14 protein-coding genes are annotated in these 14,626 nt (G+C 68.3%); all 14 read left to right on the top strand.

Features of this window, described 5'->3' with window-relative positions; translation table 11 throughout:
- Window positions 1-123: 123 nt before the first annotated feature.
- Window positions 124-1,746, top strand: a complete 1,623-nt coding sequence (flhF, locus tag AC5P8Z_RS19395) for a flagellar biosynthesis GTPase FlhF (RefSeq protein WP_495229794.1) — start codon at window positions 124-126, stop codon at window positions 1,744-1,746.
- Window positions 1,733-2,620, top strand: coding sequence for a MinD/ParA family ATP-binding protein (locus tag AC5P8Z_RS19390; RefSeq protein WP_005409532.1), 888 nt, complete (start codon window positions 1,733-1,735; stop codon window positions 2,618-2,620). The genes flhF and AC5P8Z_RS19390 overlap by 14 nt, the downstream gene beginning before the upstream one ends.
- Entirely contained in the window at window positions 2,617-3,360 is a 744-nt protein-coding gene (locus AC5P8Z_RS19385; RefSeq protein WP_075674543.1) for an RNA polymerase sigma factor FliA, read from the top strand. Before AC5P8Z_RS19390 ends, AC5P8Z_RS19385 begins: the two co-directional genes overlap by 4 nt.
- A gap of 57 nt (window positions 3,361-3,417) precedes the next feature.
- A complete protein-coding gene (gene cheY / locus AC5P8Z_RS19380) occupies window positions 3,418-3,810 on the top strand; it encodes a chemotaxis response regulator CheY (RefSeq protein WP_006365466.1) in 393 nt (130 codons plus the stop codon).
- Window positions 3,810-4,415: a protein phosphatase CheZ gene (locus AC5P8Z_RS19375; RefSeq protein WP_049465790.1), complete on the top strand. Its 606-nt coding sequence runs from the start codon at window positions 3,810-3,812 to the stop codon at window positions 4,413-4,415. Before cheY ends, AC5P8Z_RS19375 begins: the two co-directional genes overlap by 1 nt.
- A gap of 2 nt (window positions 4,416-4,417) precedes the next feature.
- Window positions 4,418-6,229 (top strand): chemotaxis protein CheA, encoded by a 1,812-nt coding sequence (locus AC5P8Z_RS19370; protein WP_495229793.1) that lies wholly within the window; start codon window positions 4,418-4,420, stop codon window positions 6,227-6,229.
- Between the two features lie 113 nt (window positions 6,230-6,342).
- Window positions 6,343-7,083 (top strand): flagellar motor protein, encoded by a 741-nt coding sequence (locus tag AC5P8Z_RS19365; RefSeq protein ID WP_005409527.1) that lies wholly within the window; start codon window positions 6,343-6,345, stop codon window positions 7,081-7,083.
- A 1-nt stretch (window position 7,084) separates the two neighbouring features.
- On the top strand, window positions 7,085-8,101 hold the full coding sequence (gene motD / locus AC5P8Z_RS19360) for a flagellar motor protein MotD (RefSeq protein ID WP_286071883.1): 1,017 nt from the start codon (window positions 7,085-7,087) through the stop codon (window positions 8,099-8,101).
- 4 nt (window positions 8,102-8,105) lie between these two features.
- On the top strand, window positions 8,106-8,888 hold the full coding sequence (locus tag AC5P8Z_RS19355; protein ID WP_295569223.1) for a ParA family protein: 783 nt from the start codon (window positions 8,106-8,108) through the stop codon (window positions 8,886-8,888).
- Complete coding sequence (locus AC5P8Z_RS19350; protein ID WP_495229792.1) at window positions 8,885-10,072, top strand: chemotaxis protein CheW; 1,188 nt, start codon at window positions 8,885-8,887, stop codon at window positions 10,070-10,072. Before AC5P8Z_RS19355 ends, AC5P8Z_RS19350 begins: the two co-directional genes overlap by 4 nt.
- An 81-nt stretch (window positions 10,073-10,153) precedes the next feature.
- A complete protein-coding gene (locus AC5P8Z_RS19345; RefSeq protein WP_495229791.1) occupies window positions 10,154-10,462 on the top strand; it encodes an STAS domain-containing protein in 309 nt (102 codons plus the stop codon).
- Window positions 10,459-10,824, top strand: a complete 366-nt coding sequence (locus tag AC5P8Z_RS19340) for a response regulator (protein WP_005409521.1) — start codon at window positions 10,459-10,461, stop codon at window positions 10,822-10,824. The genes AC5P8Z_RS19345 and AC5P8Z_RS19340 overlap by 4 nt, the downstream gene beginning before the upstream one ends.
- Before the next feature lie 45 nt (window positions 10,825-10,869).
- Window positions 10,870-12,861 carry a chemotaxis protein CheA gene (locus tag AC5P8Z_RS19335; protein WP_286071880.1) on the top strand — a complete coding sequence of 664 codons (1,992 nt, stop codon included), beginning with the start codon at window positions 10,870-10,872 and terminating at the stop codon, window positions 12,859-12,861.
- A gap of 331 nt (window positions 12,862-13,192) precedes the next feature.
- A partial coding sequence (locus AC5P8Z_RS19330) for an MCP four helix bundle domain-containing protein (RefSeq protein ID WP_495229790.1) occupies window positions 13,193-14,626 on the top strand: 1,434 nt, incomplete at its 3' end.

Genomic DNA, 14,626 nt, shown 5'->3' with positions numbered 1-14,626 from the left:
AAACAGACACCACTTTCGAACCAACGCAACAGACAGACACCAAGGGGAACCCGCACCGTGCAGACCACCGACCACCCGAGTTCTCCGACCGCCACCCCGCCGTCTTCGTCCCGTGACCACAGCATGAAAATCAAACGATTCGTCGCCGCCGACATGCGCTCGGCCATGAACCTGGTGCGCAAGGAACATGGTCCTGACGCCGTGATCCTGTCCAACCGCCGGATCGAGGAAGGCATCGAGATCGTCGCCGCCGCCAACTACGACGAGAGCGCCGTGCAGCGTGCGCTGGAAGCCTCGCGCCGTGATGTCGCACCGCCGCCGGCCCCCAAGCCGCGCACCGCCGCCGATGCCGTCATTGCCGCAGTCACCCGCCGTCGCAGCAACACCCCCGCTCCGGAACCGGTTGCCGCGACCACCTCGGCCGTGGCCGCCCTCGCCCGCGCCGCGGTCGGTGCCACCGGCCGCACCCTGGACAGCGCCGACGAGATCGTGCCGACCCGCGGCAGCACCGGCTTCGCCGCGACCCTGGCCCGCGCTGCCGTCAATGAACCGGCGCTGCCCGAACAGATCTTCGCCCCGTTCGCCGAGGCCATCGTTGCACCGGCACCGGCCGCCAGCGCGCCAGCCAACCGTGCCCGCTTCCAGATCGACCCGCCGCACGAGATGCATCACGAAAGCGCGGCCCCCGCCGTGCAGCCGCCGCCGCTGCCGGGCGCGGCTCCAACCGAAGCACAGCCGGAGATCGCCGCCAGCGAACCGGCAGTGGCCGACACCGTCATCGAAACCTCGCCGGAGCCCACCCTCGCCCCGGCCCCGGTGCTGACCGTGGTCGCCCAGGACGACGCCGAGATCCGCCAGCTGCGCCAGGAAGTGGCCGGCATGCGCCAGGTGATCGAGCGCGAGATGAACCGCTTCACCGACGAGCGCCTGCGTGGCTGCCCGGTGCGCGCCACCGCGCTGGACCTGATGGACGAGTACGGTTTCGACGCCGGCCTGGCCCGCGACGTGGCCATGCAGATCCCGCTGGAGACCGAAGCCCACCGTGGCCGTGGCCTGATGCTGGGGCTGATCTCGCGCAAGCTGCCGATCGCCCCGGTCGACCCGCTGGAGGAAGGCGGCGTGATTGCCCTGGTCGGCCCGACCGGCGCCGGCAAGACCACCACCATCGCCAAGCTGGCCTCGCGCTTCGCCGAGAAGCACGCGCCGCGTGACGTGGCCCTGGTGACCACCGACACCACCCGCATCGGCGCCCGCGAACAGCTGTACGGCTACGGCCGCCAGCTCGGCATCGCCGTGCACGAGGCCAACAGCGGCACCGACCTGGACCAGCTGCTGGAACGCCTGAAGGACTACAAGCTGGTGCTGATCGACACCGCCGGGCTGGGCCCGCGCGACCGCGCACTGGCCGCCCAGCTGCAGTGGCTGCGCGCCGCCCGCCAGGTCCGCACCCTGCTGGTGCTGCCGGCCAACACCAGCTTCGGCGACATGGACGAGGTGGTCCGCCGCTTCGGCGCCGCCAACCTGCAGGGCCTGGTACTGAGCAAGCTGGACGAGACCGGCCGCTTCGGCAACGCCCTGTCGGTAGCCGTGGACCATGCCCTGCCGATCACCTGGGTGACCGATGGCCAGGACGTTCCGGACGACCTGCACCGGGCCAGTGCAGCCAATCTTGTACTTCGCCTTGAAGATTTGCGCCGAGCGGCCGATATGCCCTGCAACCCGGAGTTGAACCATGCCGTCGCGTGAGTACGCCAAGCTGACCAAGACCTTCCCGCTGTCGGCCACCCGCAGCGAGCCGCTCGGCCCTGTGCGCACCATCGCCGTGACCGGCGGCAAGGGCGGCGTGGGCAAGACCAATGTCTCGGCCAACCTGGCCGTGGCACTGGCCGGCATGGGCAAGCGCACGCTGCTGCTGGACGCCGACCTTGGCCTGGCCAACATCGACGTGATCCTGGGGCTGAACCCCACCTTCACGCTGGCCGACCTGGTCGCCGGCCGCTGCTCGCTGGACGACGTCATCGTCGAAGGCCCGAATGGCGTGCTGGTGGTCCCGGCCGCGTCCGGCCGCCGGCACATGGCCGAGCTGGCCCCGGCCGAGCATGTCGGCCTGGTCAACGTGTTCTCCGAACTGGAACGCGAGCTGGACATCATGGTGGTCGACACCGCCGCCGGCATCACCGACGGCGTGCTGACCTTCTGCCAGGCCGCGCAGGACACCGTGGTGGTGGTCTGTGACGAACCGGCCTCGATCACCGATGCCTACGCGCTGATCAAGGTGCTGTCACGCGAGCGCGGCGTGGACCGCATCCAGGTGGTGGCCAACATGGTGCGCGATCCCAACGAAGGCCGCGTGCTGTACGAGAAGCTGACCCGCGTCTGCGAGAAGTTCCTTGCCGATGTCTCGCTGAACTACCTGGGCTGCGTGCCGCAGGATGACTGGCTGCGCCTGTCGGTGCAGCGCCAGCAGCCGGTGGTGAAGGCTTATCCGTCCAGCCCGGCCGCGCTGGCGATCACCGAGATTGCCCGCCGCACCGCCCGCTGGCAGGCGCCGACCGAGCCGCGTGGCGGCGTCGAGTTCTTCCTCGAGCGCATCCTCAAGCAGCGCGGGGTGGCCGCATGAAAGGCGCAGCCCAGTACCGGGAGGTCCAGCGCTCGGCAGCCAACGAGGTCATCGCCCAGCACTCGGATCTGGTGCGGCGCATCGCCCACCACCTGGCTGCGCGGTTGCCGGCCAGCGTCGAAGTGGACGACCTGATCCAGGCCGGCATGATGGGCCTGATCGAAGCCTCGCGCAGCTATGACGCCGACCAGGGCGCCTCGTTCGAGACCTATGCCTCGATCCGCATCCGTGGCTCGATGATCGACGAGATCCGCCGCGGCGACTGGGTGCCGCGTTCGGTGCACCGCCGTGCGCGTGACGCCGCCGCCACCATCCGCCGCCTCGAACAGAGCAGCGGCCGTGCCGCCAGCGCCACCGAAGTGGCCGCGGCGATGGAGATGCCGTTGCCAGAGTACCTGCGGTTGATGGAAGACGCCGCACGCGGCCAGGTGCTGAGCCTGGAATCGCGCATCGAGGACCAGGGCGAGCTGGACACCGTCGCCCAGGGCGGCCCGACCCCACAGCAGGTGCTGGAGCGCGGCGAATTCGGCCGCGAGCTGGGCAAGGCCATCGGCCACCTGCCCGAGCGCGAACAGCTGGTGCTCTCGCTGTACTACGAGCAGGAGCTGAACCTGAAGGAGATCGGCGCAGTGCTCGGCGTGAGCGAATCGCGGGTCTGCCAGATCCACGGCCAGGCGGTACTGCGCCTGCGGGGCCGACTGAAGATATTCGAGGCGGTCGACGCCGGCCTTGAAGAATGAACATCCCCGAGGCGGCTGCCCCCGGCCGCCCGGAATGAACAACAAAGGAACTCTGCTTTGAACAAGAACATGCGCATCCTGATCGTCGACGACTTTTCGACCATGCGTCGCATCGTCAAGAACCTGCTGGGCGATCTGGGCTTCACCAACACCGCCGAAGCCGAGGACGGGCATGCCGCGCTGTCGTTGCTGCAGAGCCAGCCGTTCGATTTCGTGGTCACCGACTGGAACATGCCGGTGATGACCGGCATCGAGCTGCTGAAGGCGATCCGCGCCGACGCCAAGCTGAAAACGCTGCCTGTGCTGATGGTCACCGCCGAAGCCAAGCGCGAGCAGATCATCGAAGCGGCACAGAGCGGCGTCAACGGCTACATCATCAAGCCGTTCACCGCGCAGACGCTGGAAGAGAAGCTGGGCAAGATCTTCGAACGCCTGGCGGCCAGCGCCTGATGGATACCACGGTCGACAGGAACGCCCTCGCCCTGCGCCTGCAGGAAGCCCTGGACGCGCTGGAGTCCGGTGACGAAGCCGCTTGGCGGCAACGCATCGACGGACTGGTCGCGCTGCGCACGCAGCCGATGATGAGCGGCCTTTCGCGGCTGGCCCGCGAGCTGGGTCAGGCGCTGGGTGAACTGCCGACCGTGCCGAGCGAAGCCGGTGAACTGGACGACGCCTGCGCACGCCTGGACCACGTGGTGGCGATGACCGAACAGGCCACCCACCGCACCCTGGACCTGGCCGAGGAATGCCGCAGCCTGACCGAACAGCTGCGCGCCGAAGGCCTGCAGCCCGGCCAGGACGCGCAGCTCGAGCGCATCCGCCACAACCTCACCGAAATCGCCCTGACCCAGAGCTACCAGGACCTGACCGGACAGATCATCCGGCGCGTGGTCGGCATCGTGCGCCGCGTACACGAAGGTTTCGGCGCACTCGGCCTGCCGCCGGAACAGCATCGCACCGACCCGGAACTGGCCGGGCCGGCACTGAAGGGACTGGACCGCCACGCGGTCTCGCAGAACGACGCCGACGACCTGTTGTCGGATCTGGGGCTGTAACCATGAGCGCGGTATCCGACGACATCACTGCCGATTTCATCATCGAGGCACAGGAAATCCTGGACCGCCTGGGCGAACAGCTGGTGTCGCTGGAGCAGGCGCCGCAGGACAGCGAGCAGCTCAACGCGGTGTTCCGCGGCTACCACACGCTCAAGGGCGGCGCCGGCTTCCTCGGCGTCACCGCCATGGTCGAGCTGTGCCACGCCGCCGAAGAAGCACTGGGGATCGCGCGCGCCGGGCAGGCCGTGCTGCAGGCCCATCACTTCGACGCCGCCCAGCAATCGCTGGACTACCTGCAGTCAATGCTCGACGCGGTGTCGTCGGGCACCGAACCGGGCTACGCCCCGCCGGAGCTGATCGCCCAGTTCGACATGCACGGTGGCGGTACCGCGGCCCCGAGCGCCGCCGCACCGGCTGCCGCTGGCGGCGACCTGATCACCGAAGACGAATTCGAGGCCCTGCTCGACCAGCTGCACGGCGGCAACCCGCCGACTGCGGTCGCACCGGCGAAGAAGGCGGACGATGGATTGATCAGCGAAGACGAGTTCGAAGCCCTGCTCGACCAGCTGCATGGTGGCGCCGCGCCCGGCAGCAAGCCGGTCGCTGCCCCGCCGGCGCCTCGCCCAGCGGCCGCCGCTCCGGCAGCCAAGCCCGCCGCCAAACCGCTGGCCGAAGCCGAGCACACCGTGCGCGTGGATACCAAGCGCCTGGATGCGATCGTCAACCTGATCGGCGAACTGGTGCTGTCACGCAACCGCCTGAAGACCCTGCGCGCACGCCTGCGCGATGAGGAGCTGGACCGCGCTGTATCGACGCTGGACATTGCCACTGCCCGCCTGCAGTCGGCGGTGATGCGCACCCGCATGCAGCCGGTCGGCAAGGTGTTCTCGCGCTTTCCCAAGGTCGCCCGCGATGTCGCCCGCTCGCTCAAGAAGGAAGTGGACCTGGAGCTGATCGGCGCCGAGACCGAGCTGGACCGCAACCTGGTCGAAGCGCTGGCCGATCCGCTGGTGCACCTGGTCCGCAACGCCATCGACCACGGCGTGGAAATGCCCGAGCTGCGCGAGGCCCAGGGCAAGCCGCGGATGGGCCACGTGCGCCTGTCCGCCCAGCAGGAAGGTGACTACGTCAGTATCGAGGTGCAGGACGATGGCGCCGGCATCGACCCGGAAAAGCTGCGCGCCAAGGCGCGCGAGAAGGGCCTGATCGACCCGGAAGCCGCCGCCCGCCTGAGCAGCGAGGAGTGCCTGCACCTGGTGTTCCTGCCCGGCTTCTCGACCAAGCAGCAGGTCACCGATATTTCCGGCCGTGGCGTCGGCATGGACGTGGTGCAGTCGCGCATCCGCGAACTGAGCGGCCAGATCCAGATCCAGTCGGAACTGGGTCGTGGCAGCCGCTTCCTGATCCGCGTGCCGCTGACCCTGGCGATCCTGCCGACCTTGCTGGTGCAGGCCGGCGAGGACGTCTATGCACTGCCGCTGGCCCGCGTGATGGAGGTGCTGCACGCGCCCCGGACCTCGCTGGGATGGTTCGATGGCCGCGCCGTGCTTGATCGCCGCTCGCACACCCTGCCGCTGGTCGATCTGCGTCAGTGGCTGGATGTGACGCCGGCCGCCTCGACCCTGCTGACCATCGTGGTGCTGCAGGCCGGCGAAGCACGCTTCGGCCTGGTCGTAGACCAGGTGCGCGGGCGCGAGGAAGTGGTCATCAAGCCCCTGCCGAAGGCCCTTCGCGGCCTGCGCGGTTATGCCGGTGCAACCTTGATCGGCGATGGTCGCATGGCGCTGATCCTGGACGTGGACGGGTTGAGATGACCCCCGTCGTGGTTGCGCCGGGCCATGCCCGGCGACGCGGAAAACTGTGAACTCCGTTGCACCAGATTCTCCCGGTGTCTCAAGTCCCATTCATACAAGCCGATACCGGAACCATGGATAGACTCAGCCTCATTGGACTCTTTCTCGCCCTGGCCTCGCTGGTCGGTGGCAGCATCCTCAAGGGCGCCGGCCTGGCGTCGCTGTGGTCGCCTGCGGCGTTTGTGATCGTCATCGTCGGTACCGTGGCCGCGATCCTGCTGCACACCTCCCCGGCCGTGTTCAAGCATGCGTTCAAGATCGTGCGCTGGGTCGTGCGCCCGCCGCACAGCGATCGCCGCGAACTGATCCAGCAGATCGTCGAGTGGAGCAACATCGCCCGCCGCCAGGGCCTGCTGGGCCTGGAATCGCAGGTGGAAGCGCAACAGGACCCGTTCCTGCGCAAGGGCCTGCAGCTGCTGGTGGACGGCGTCGAGCCCGAATCGATGCGGCACATGCTGGAAATCGAACTGGGCAGCCAGGAACACCAGGACCAGGCCGGCGCCAAGGTCTTCGAGGCGATGGGCATCTACGCGCCCACGCTGGGCATCATCGGCGCCGTGCTCGGCCTGATCGCGGTCATGAAGAACCTGGCCGACCCGAGCAAGCTGGGCCACGGCATCGCTGCCGCGTTCACCGCCACCATCTACGGCATCGCCTCGGCCAACCTGCTGTTCCTGCCGATCGCTGCAAAGCTCAAGAGTGTGATCTCGCACAACACCCGCGACCGCGAGATGGTCATCGAAGGCCTGATCTCGATCGCCCAGGGCGAGAACCCGCGCAACATCGAAACCAACCTCTCCGGCTTCCTGCACTGACATGGCCCGCCGCAAGCACCACGAAGAGCACGCCAACCACGAAGCATGGGCGATCCCCTATGCCGACCTGATGACGCTGCTGCTCGCCTTCTTCGTGGTCATGTACGCGATCTCCTCGGTCAACGAGGGCAAGTACCGGATCATGGCCGACGCACTCACCGATGCCTTCGGGGGTGCGCCGCGCACGATCAACCCGGTGCAGGTCGGCAACAAGCAGGTGCAGGGCGGCGGCTGGGACAGCCCCTCGGTGATCAAGTCCGGCACCAAGATCGGCCCGTCCGCGCCGGCGCCCTCGCACGATCCGACCCTGCTGCCGTCGATGGCCTCGCAGATGCGCATGCCCGTGTCGGTGCACAACCAGGAGCAGATCGCCCGCGCCGAGCGCCAGCTCAACAGCATCGCCGACCGCCTCACCGCCGCGCTGGCGCCGCTGATCGACCGCGGCATGATCAGCGTGCGCCGTACCGAGCTGTGGATCGAGGTCGAGATCAACAGCGACATCCTGTTCCCGACCGGCTCGGCCGCGCTGGACGTGCATGCACGTCAGACGCTGGCCAGCCTGGCCGAGGTGCTGCGAGACGTGCCCAACAGCGTGCGCGTGGAAGGCCACACCGACAACGTGCCGATCGCCACCGCCACCTTCCCCTCGAACTGGGAACTGTCGGCCGGGCGCGCGGCCAGCGTGGTCCACCTGTTCGCCGACCAGGGCGTGCAGCCGTCGCGGCTGGCGATGGTCGGCTACGGCCAGTTCCGCCCGCGCGAAGACAACGACAGTGCGCAGGGCCGCAACCGCAACCGCCGGGTGATGGTCATCATCCTGGCCGACACCTCGCATTCGGTGGATCCGCTCGGCCAGCGCCTGAACGCAGCCACCGGCGCCACCGACAGCACCGCAACCGAACAAGCCGCCGCAACTCCGGCCAGCGTCCCCACCTCCCCCATCGCACCGGTGAAGTTGCCACCGGTGCCGGCTGGCAGCCGTGTCGGCGCCGCCGTTCCCCCGGCAATGAAGGAGTAAACCGATGCGCATCTGGGCAGTCGCCAACCAGAAGGGCGGAGTCGGCAAGACCACCACCACCCTCGCCCTCGGCCGCGGCCTGGCCGCCCTCGGCCATCGCGTGCTGCTGATCGATCTCGATCCCCATGCCTCGCTCAGCCGCGCCTTCGGCGTACCGGTGGACCCGCCGCCGGCCGGCGTGCTGGAACTGTTCGGCGCCCCGCCAGCAGATCTCTCCAGCCTGTGCCATGCCAGCAGCATCCAAGGGCTGGACTATGTCTGCGCGCAGTCGGCGCTGGCCACGCTGGAGCGCCGCAGCGCCAACCAGCCCGGCCTCGGCCTGGCCCTGCAGAACGCCTTGGCGCGCCACCAGGGCCAGCACGACTACATCCTGCTCGACTGCGCACCGACGCTGGGCCTGCTGATGATCAATGCACTGGCTGCGGCCGACCGCCTTATCATCCCGACGCAGGCCGAGCCGCTGGCCTTGCATGGCCTGGATGGCATGGTACGCACCGGCGAGATGGTCGAGCGCTCGCGCCGCCGTCCCCTGCCGATCTCGATCCTGCCGACCCTGTTCGACCGCCGCACGCGTGCCGGCAACGAATCGCTGCGCACCATGCAGGACCGTCACGGCGCACGCGTGTGGGAAGACGCGATTCCGATCGACACCCGCATCAGCAATGCCGCCGGCCTGACCCTGCCGAGCGTGGGCGAGGACTACCCGGGCCGTGGCCTGGCCGCCTATCGCCGCGCCCTGAACTGGATCCTCGGCGAGGATGCCCGCGCCCTGGAGCAGGCCGCATGAACAGCACCGGCGTACTGGACGATTACCTGGACGAGCTGCTGGGCGAAGCCATTGTGGCACCCCCGCCTGCCGCGCCGTCACCCGATAGCGCCGGCCCCTGCCCGGCGAGCGCGGTAGCACCCGAGCGTGAGCCGACCTGGGACGACCTGCCCGCCGAAGTCATCTACGAGACGGACGCGGTCGTCGCACAGCCCGCTGCAGACGACGCAGCCCTGGAGGCCGCCTTCGACGCCGCATCGACGCCCGTGACCGTGGCCGCCGTGACCGACACGGAACGCGAGCCCACCTGGGACGAGCTGCCCGCCGAAGTGATCTACGAGACAGGAACCGTCGCCCCAGCCGAGGACACGGCCGCGCTGGAGGCCGCTTTCGAAGCCGTCACCGCCGCTAGCGCCGGGCCGCGCCCGGCGAGCGAAGCGGCCGCCGAACGCGAGCCCACCTGGGACGACCTGCCCGACGAAGTGATCTACGAGACCGACCCGGCCGACAGCCATCAGCTCGCCCACATTGACAGCCCGGGCCTGCAGGCGGCATTTGAAGCCGCGGCCGGTGGCGAGGACGTACCGACGCCACCTCCGGCAGTCATCACGCCCCCGGCGCCGCGCCCCGTGCCGGCCCCCGCCGCACGCAGCGCGGTCGCGCCGCCCCCGCGGGTGGCCGTGGATGCCCCTGCCGGCAACCGCCCCAGCAGCTGGCAGGAGCTGCAGGCCCAGGCCCACCAGCCCGCCAGCAGCCCACACCCCCAGAACCGCCGCGCCGGCGAGCGCACCTCACGCTGGTTGCGCCTGCGCTGCGGCACCCAGGCCTATGCACTGGAGCTGCTGAAAGTGCAGGAAGTGGTGCTGCCGGTGCCGCTGCTGCCGTTGCGCGGCACCGCACCAGCGATGCTCGGCATCATGAACCTGCGCGGCCAGGTGGTACCGGTGATGGACCTCGGCCTGCACCTCGGTGCCGCGGCAGCGGAGGACGACGCCCAGACACGCATCGTGGTACTGGAAGAGGACGGCGAGACCATCGGCCTGCGCGTGTCGGCAGTGGAAGACGTCGCCAACCTCACCGATTCGCAGATCGAACCGCCGGATACCGCCCGCATCTGCCAGATTTCGAACGACCTGTTCCGCGGCGTGGCACGCGTCAGCCAGCGGCCCATGATCCTGCTCGACGCCACCCGGCTGCTGAGCTGACCCGACGCACCGCGTCGATTCCTCTAAAGAACCCCGCCGGGGTGCCGTTATGGATCACGGAACCGTTTGTCCGGAGCAACGATGAGCACTGTCGAACTGGGTGAGGATCTCGGCATCGAGAGCAGCACCGAGCTCAAGAACCGCCTCGCCCCGCTGGTGGCGCAGGCAGGCGAGCTGACGCTGGATGCAAGCCAGGTCGCCCGCATCCACACAGCCGCCTTGCAGGTGCTGTGTGCCTTCGTGCAGGCCCGCCGCGAGGCAGGCCTGGGCACCGGCTTCCACGGTTGCACCGCAACCTTCCGTGACGCCGTGCGCCTGCTGGGCGTCACCCAGGCCCTGGGCCTGGACGTAACCCATGACAACCTGAAATCTGTGGAGAACGCTGCATGAGCGCACGTATCTTGGTGGTGGACGATTCGGCGTCGATGCGCCAGATGGTTTCCTTCGCCCTCACCTCGGCCGGTTTTGCCGTCGAAGAAGCCGAAGACGGCGCGGTCGCGCTCGGTCGCGCCAAGGGCCAGCGCTTCAATGCGGTGGTCACCGACGTCAACATGCCGAACATGGACGGCATCGCGCTGATCCGCGAACTGCGCCAGCTGCCGGACTACAAGTTCACCCCGCTGCTGATGCTGACCACCGAATCGGCCGCCGACAAGAAGTCCGAAGGCAAGGCCGCCGGCGCCACCGGCTGGCTGGTCAAGCCGTTCAATCCGGAACAGCTGGTCGCCACCGTGCAGAAAGTGCTGGGCTGATCGCCCGGCACCGCTCCCCCTCTTCGCTTCCGGACCACCACTGCCATGAGCATGGACCTGCAACGCTTCCACGCCACCTTCTTCGAGGAGAGCCGCGAAGGCCTCGACGCGATGGAGGCTGGCCTGCTGGCCCTGGAATCGGGGCAGCAGGACGCGGAGATCATCAATTCGGTATTCCGCGCCGCCCACTCGATCAAGGGCGGCGCCGGCACCTTCGGCTTCGATACGATCGCCGGCCTGACCCATGTGCTGGAAACGCTGCTCGATGAGCTGCGCGCCGGCAAGCGGGCGCTGGAAGGCCACGCCGTCGACGCCATGCTGTCCTCGGTGGACGTGCTGCGCGCCCTGCTGCGCGAAGCCGAGCACGGCCAGGCCGCAGACCCCGCCGCCGTCGCTGCTGTGAAGGCACGCCTGGAAGCCGTGCTTTCCGGACAGGCCGCGCCGAGCGCCCCGGCCGCTCCCGCAGCCAAGGTGGACGACACGCCGGAAGCCTGGCAGATCGGCTTCACCCCCGCGCCGTCGCTGTTCATGAGCGGCAACGACCCGCTGCGCATCATCCGCGAACTGGAACACCTCGGTTCGCTGCAGGTGGCCGCGCGCATGGAACGCCTGCCCGGCTTTGCCCAGCTCGACCCGCTCGAGGCCCACCTGGCGTGGGACCTGGGTCTGGTCGGCAAAGTGCCGCGCAGCAAGATCGAAGACACCTTCGCCTGGGTGCTGGACGACTGCGAACTGGACATCCGTCCGGCCGCACCGCCGAGCCTGGCTACACAGGCGCCCGTTGCAACCGCCCCTTCCACACCGGCTGCCGTCGTACCGGCGGCGCCTGCTGCGCCCGCCACCGGCGGCGGCGCCAGCCAGGAAGCGGAAACCTCGATCCGCGTCAGCGTCGACAAGGTCGATGCGCTGATCAACCTGGTCGGTGAACTGGTCATCACCCAGGCCATGCTCAAGCAGGTCTCGCACGCGCTGGATCCGGTCCACGCCGAGAGCCTGTTCGCCGGCCTGGACCAGCTGGAACGCAACACCCGCGACCTGCAGGAAGCGGTGATCGGCGTGCGCATGCTGCCGGTCGATGCGGTGTTCCGCCGATTCCCGCGCCTGGTCCGCGACCTGTCCAGCCGCCTCGGCAAGCAGGTGCGCCTGCGCACCGTCGGCGAAGGCACCGAGCTGGACAAGGGCCTGATCGAGAAGATCGCCGATCCGCTGGTGCACCTGGTGCGCAACTCGATCGACCACGGCCTGGAAATGCCCGACGTGCGTCGCGGCGCGGGCAAGGACGAAACCGGTACGATCACCCTGGCCGCATCGCACCAGGGCGGGCACATCGTCATCGAAGTGAGCGACGACGGCCGCGGCCTGGATCGCGCCAAGATCCTGGCCAAGGCCACCGAGCGCGGCCTGGCCGTGCCGGACAACCCGACCGATTCGCAGGTCTGGGACCTGATTTTCCAGCCCGGCTTCTCCACCGCCGATGCGGTCACCGATCTGTCCGGGCGCGGCGTCGGCATGGACGTGGTCCGCCGCAACATCCAGGCGCTGGGTGGCGAGGTGCAGATCGAAAGCAGCCTCGGCGCCGGCACCCGCACGCTGATCCGCCTGCCACTCACCCTGGCCATCCTCGATGGCATGACCGTGGCCGTGGCCGGCGAAACCCTGATCCTGCCGCTGGCCTATGTTCTGGAAGCACTGCAGCCGCAGCCCGAGGACATCCGCAGCATGGCCGGCGAAGGCCGCGTGCTGCGCGTGCGCGGCGAGTATCTGCCGATCCTGTCGCTTAGCGAGTACTACGGCTATGGCAACCGCGCACCGGGCAGCGAATCGCTGGTGGTAGTGGTCGAAGGCGACGGCCAGAAGATCGCACTGGAAGTAGACGAGCTGGTCGGCCAGCAGCAGGTAGTGGTGAAGAACATCGAGAACAACTACCGCCGTATCGGTGGGGTGTCCGGTGCCACCATCCTCGGCGATGGCCGCGTGGCCCTGATCGTCGACATCGGCGGCCTGGTGCGCTCGCTGCGCGTGCCGCAGGCTGCCTGACCTGCCGCGCCGCGTTTTACCCGGAACCGCCGCCCGCAGGGGCGGCGGTTTTCGTTTGCGCGCGCTTCAATCGGGCTGACCACATTGTGTGACATTGGTCGTGCCGGCGGTCACACCTGAATCCCCCTGCGCGGGCCAGGGAAATTGCGCCGCAACGCTTTCCACATGGTCTTGCCGGGTTGGTGACTGTGACATTGATCTTAAAGTCCTCTGGTCTGACGCCGCTATCTGTCTGTGACGGCGGTCACTATCAAGACGCCCAGCCACGCCGTTACGCATTGCCCCTTCCCAGGCCGCCCGCGCGCGGCTCCACTGTCTCCTGGAGCATTTCATGAAGTGGTTCCACGATCTGCCCATCGCCCGAAAGCTGGCGCTGGGTTTCACTTTGACCACCCTTATGACGGTGGTCCTGGGCGTGTTCGCGCTGCTGCGCCTCTCTGAAGCCAATGCACAGCTGGGCTCGATGGCGACCAACGACATGCCCTCTCTCCAACACCTGGGCGAGGCGCGCTCGCTGCTGGGCGAGTTCCGCACTTACGAAATGGCCCTGCTGACGATGCTGGACCAGCCTGACCGGGTTGCCGACTACAACAAGCGCATGGATGACACCGCGCAGACAGTACGCGATGAGTTGGCGGCCTACGCCGTCATTCCTGCGGGTGACGCCGAGCGTGCGCTGTTCACGCCGGTGAAGGCCGACGTAGATGCCTATTTCGCTGCCAATGCCAGGCTGCGTGAAGCAGTGAACAGCGGCGACGCCGCGCTGGCCCAGCAGATTTCCGACGAGCAATCGCGGCCGGCACGGCGCAAGGCGTTCGAGGACCTGAAGGCTCTGAGCGGATTCCTCAGCAAGCAGATGCAGGGCAAGATCGAGGGCGCCAACGCCACCCACCGCAACAGCGTCATCGCCGTAGTCAGCTGCGTGGTACTACTGTCCCTGCTCGCAGCCGCGCTGGCCATCGTCATCTCGCGCGCAGTCACCGGCCCGCTTGGCAAGGCGCTTACCGCCATCCAGGCCGTCGCTCGCGGCGATCTCAGCGTCAACACCCAGGCCACCAGCCAGGATGAAGCCGGTCGCATGCTCGCCGCAACCAGCGAGATGACCACCATGCTGCGCCGCTTCTCCGAGCAGACCCAGCTGATGGCGCAGATGCATGCCGGCCCGGACATCAGCCACCGCATTCCGGAAGATTTCCCGGGCGTCTATGGCCAGCTGGCCAACGGCATCAACACGGTGATCTTCGAACACCTCGATGCGATCGTCGATGCCATTGAAGTACTCAACCAGTATGCCATCGGCAATCTGACCCCGGATGCACGCCGCCTGCCCGGCAGCCGCGCGATCCTGCACGAATCCATGGACGCGGCCAAGGCCAGCCTGCTGGCGATCAATTCACAGATCCAGCACCTGGCCGCGGCGGCCGCCGCCGGTGACTTCAGCCAGCGCGGCGACGCACAGCGCTTCCAGCACGACTTCAAGCTGATGATCGAGCACCTCAACACCATGATGCAGGTGGCTGACGGCAACCTCGGCCAGCTCTCGCAGCTGCTGCAGTCGATCGCCACCGGCGACCTGACCGCGCGCATGGAAGGCCAGTTCAACGGCGTGTTCGCCCGCATGCGCGACGATGCCAACGCCACCGTCGCACAGCTGACCCAGATCGTCGGCCAGATCCAGGCCAGCGCCTCCAGCATCACCCTGGCCGCGGGCGAAATCGCCTCCGGCAACAGCGACCTGTCGCGCCGCACCGAGCAGCAGGCCGCC

The organism is Stenotrophomonas sp. YJH_SMC_17, assembly GCF_059371655.1.
Note: the sequence above shows the minus strand (reverse complement) of the source record. Positions and strands in the feature narration are given on the sequence as shown.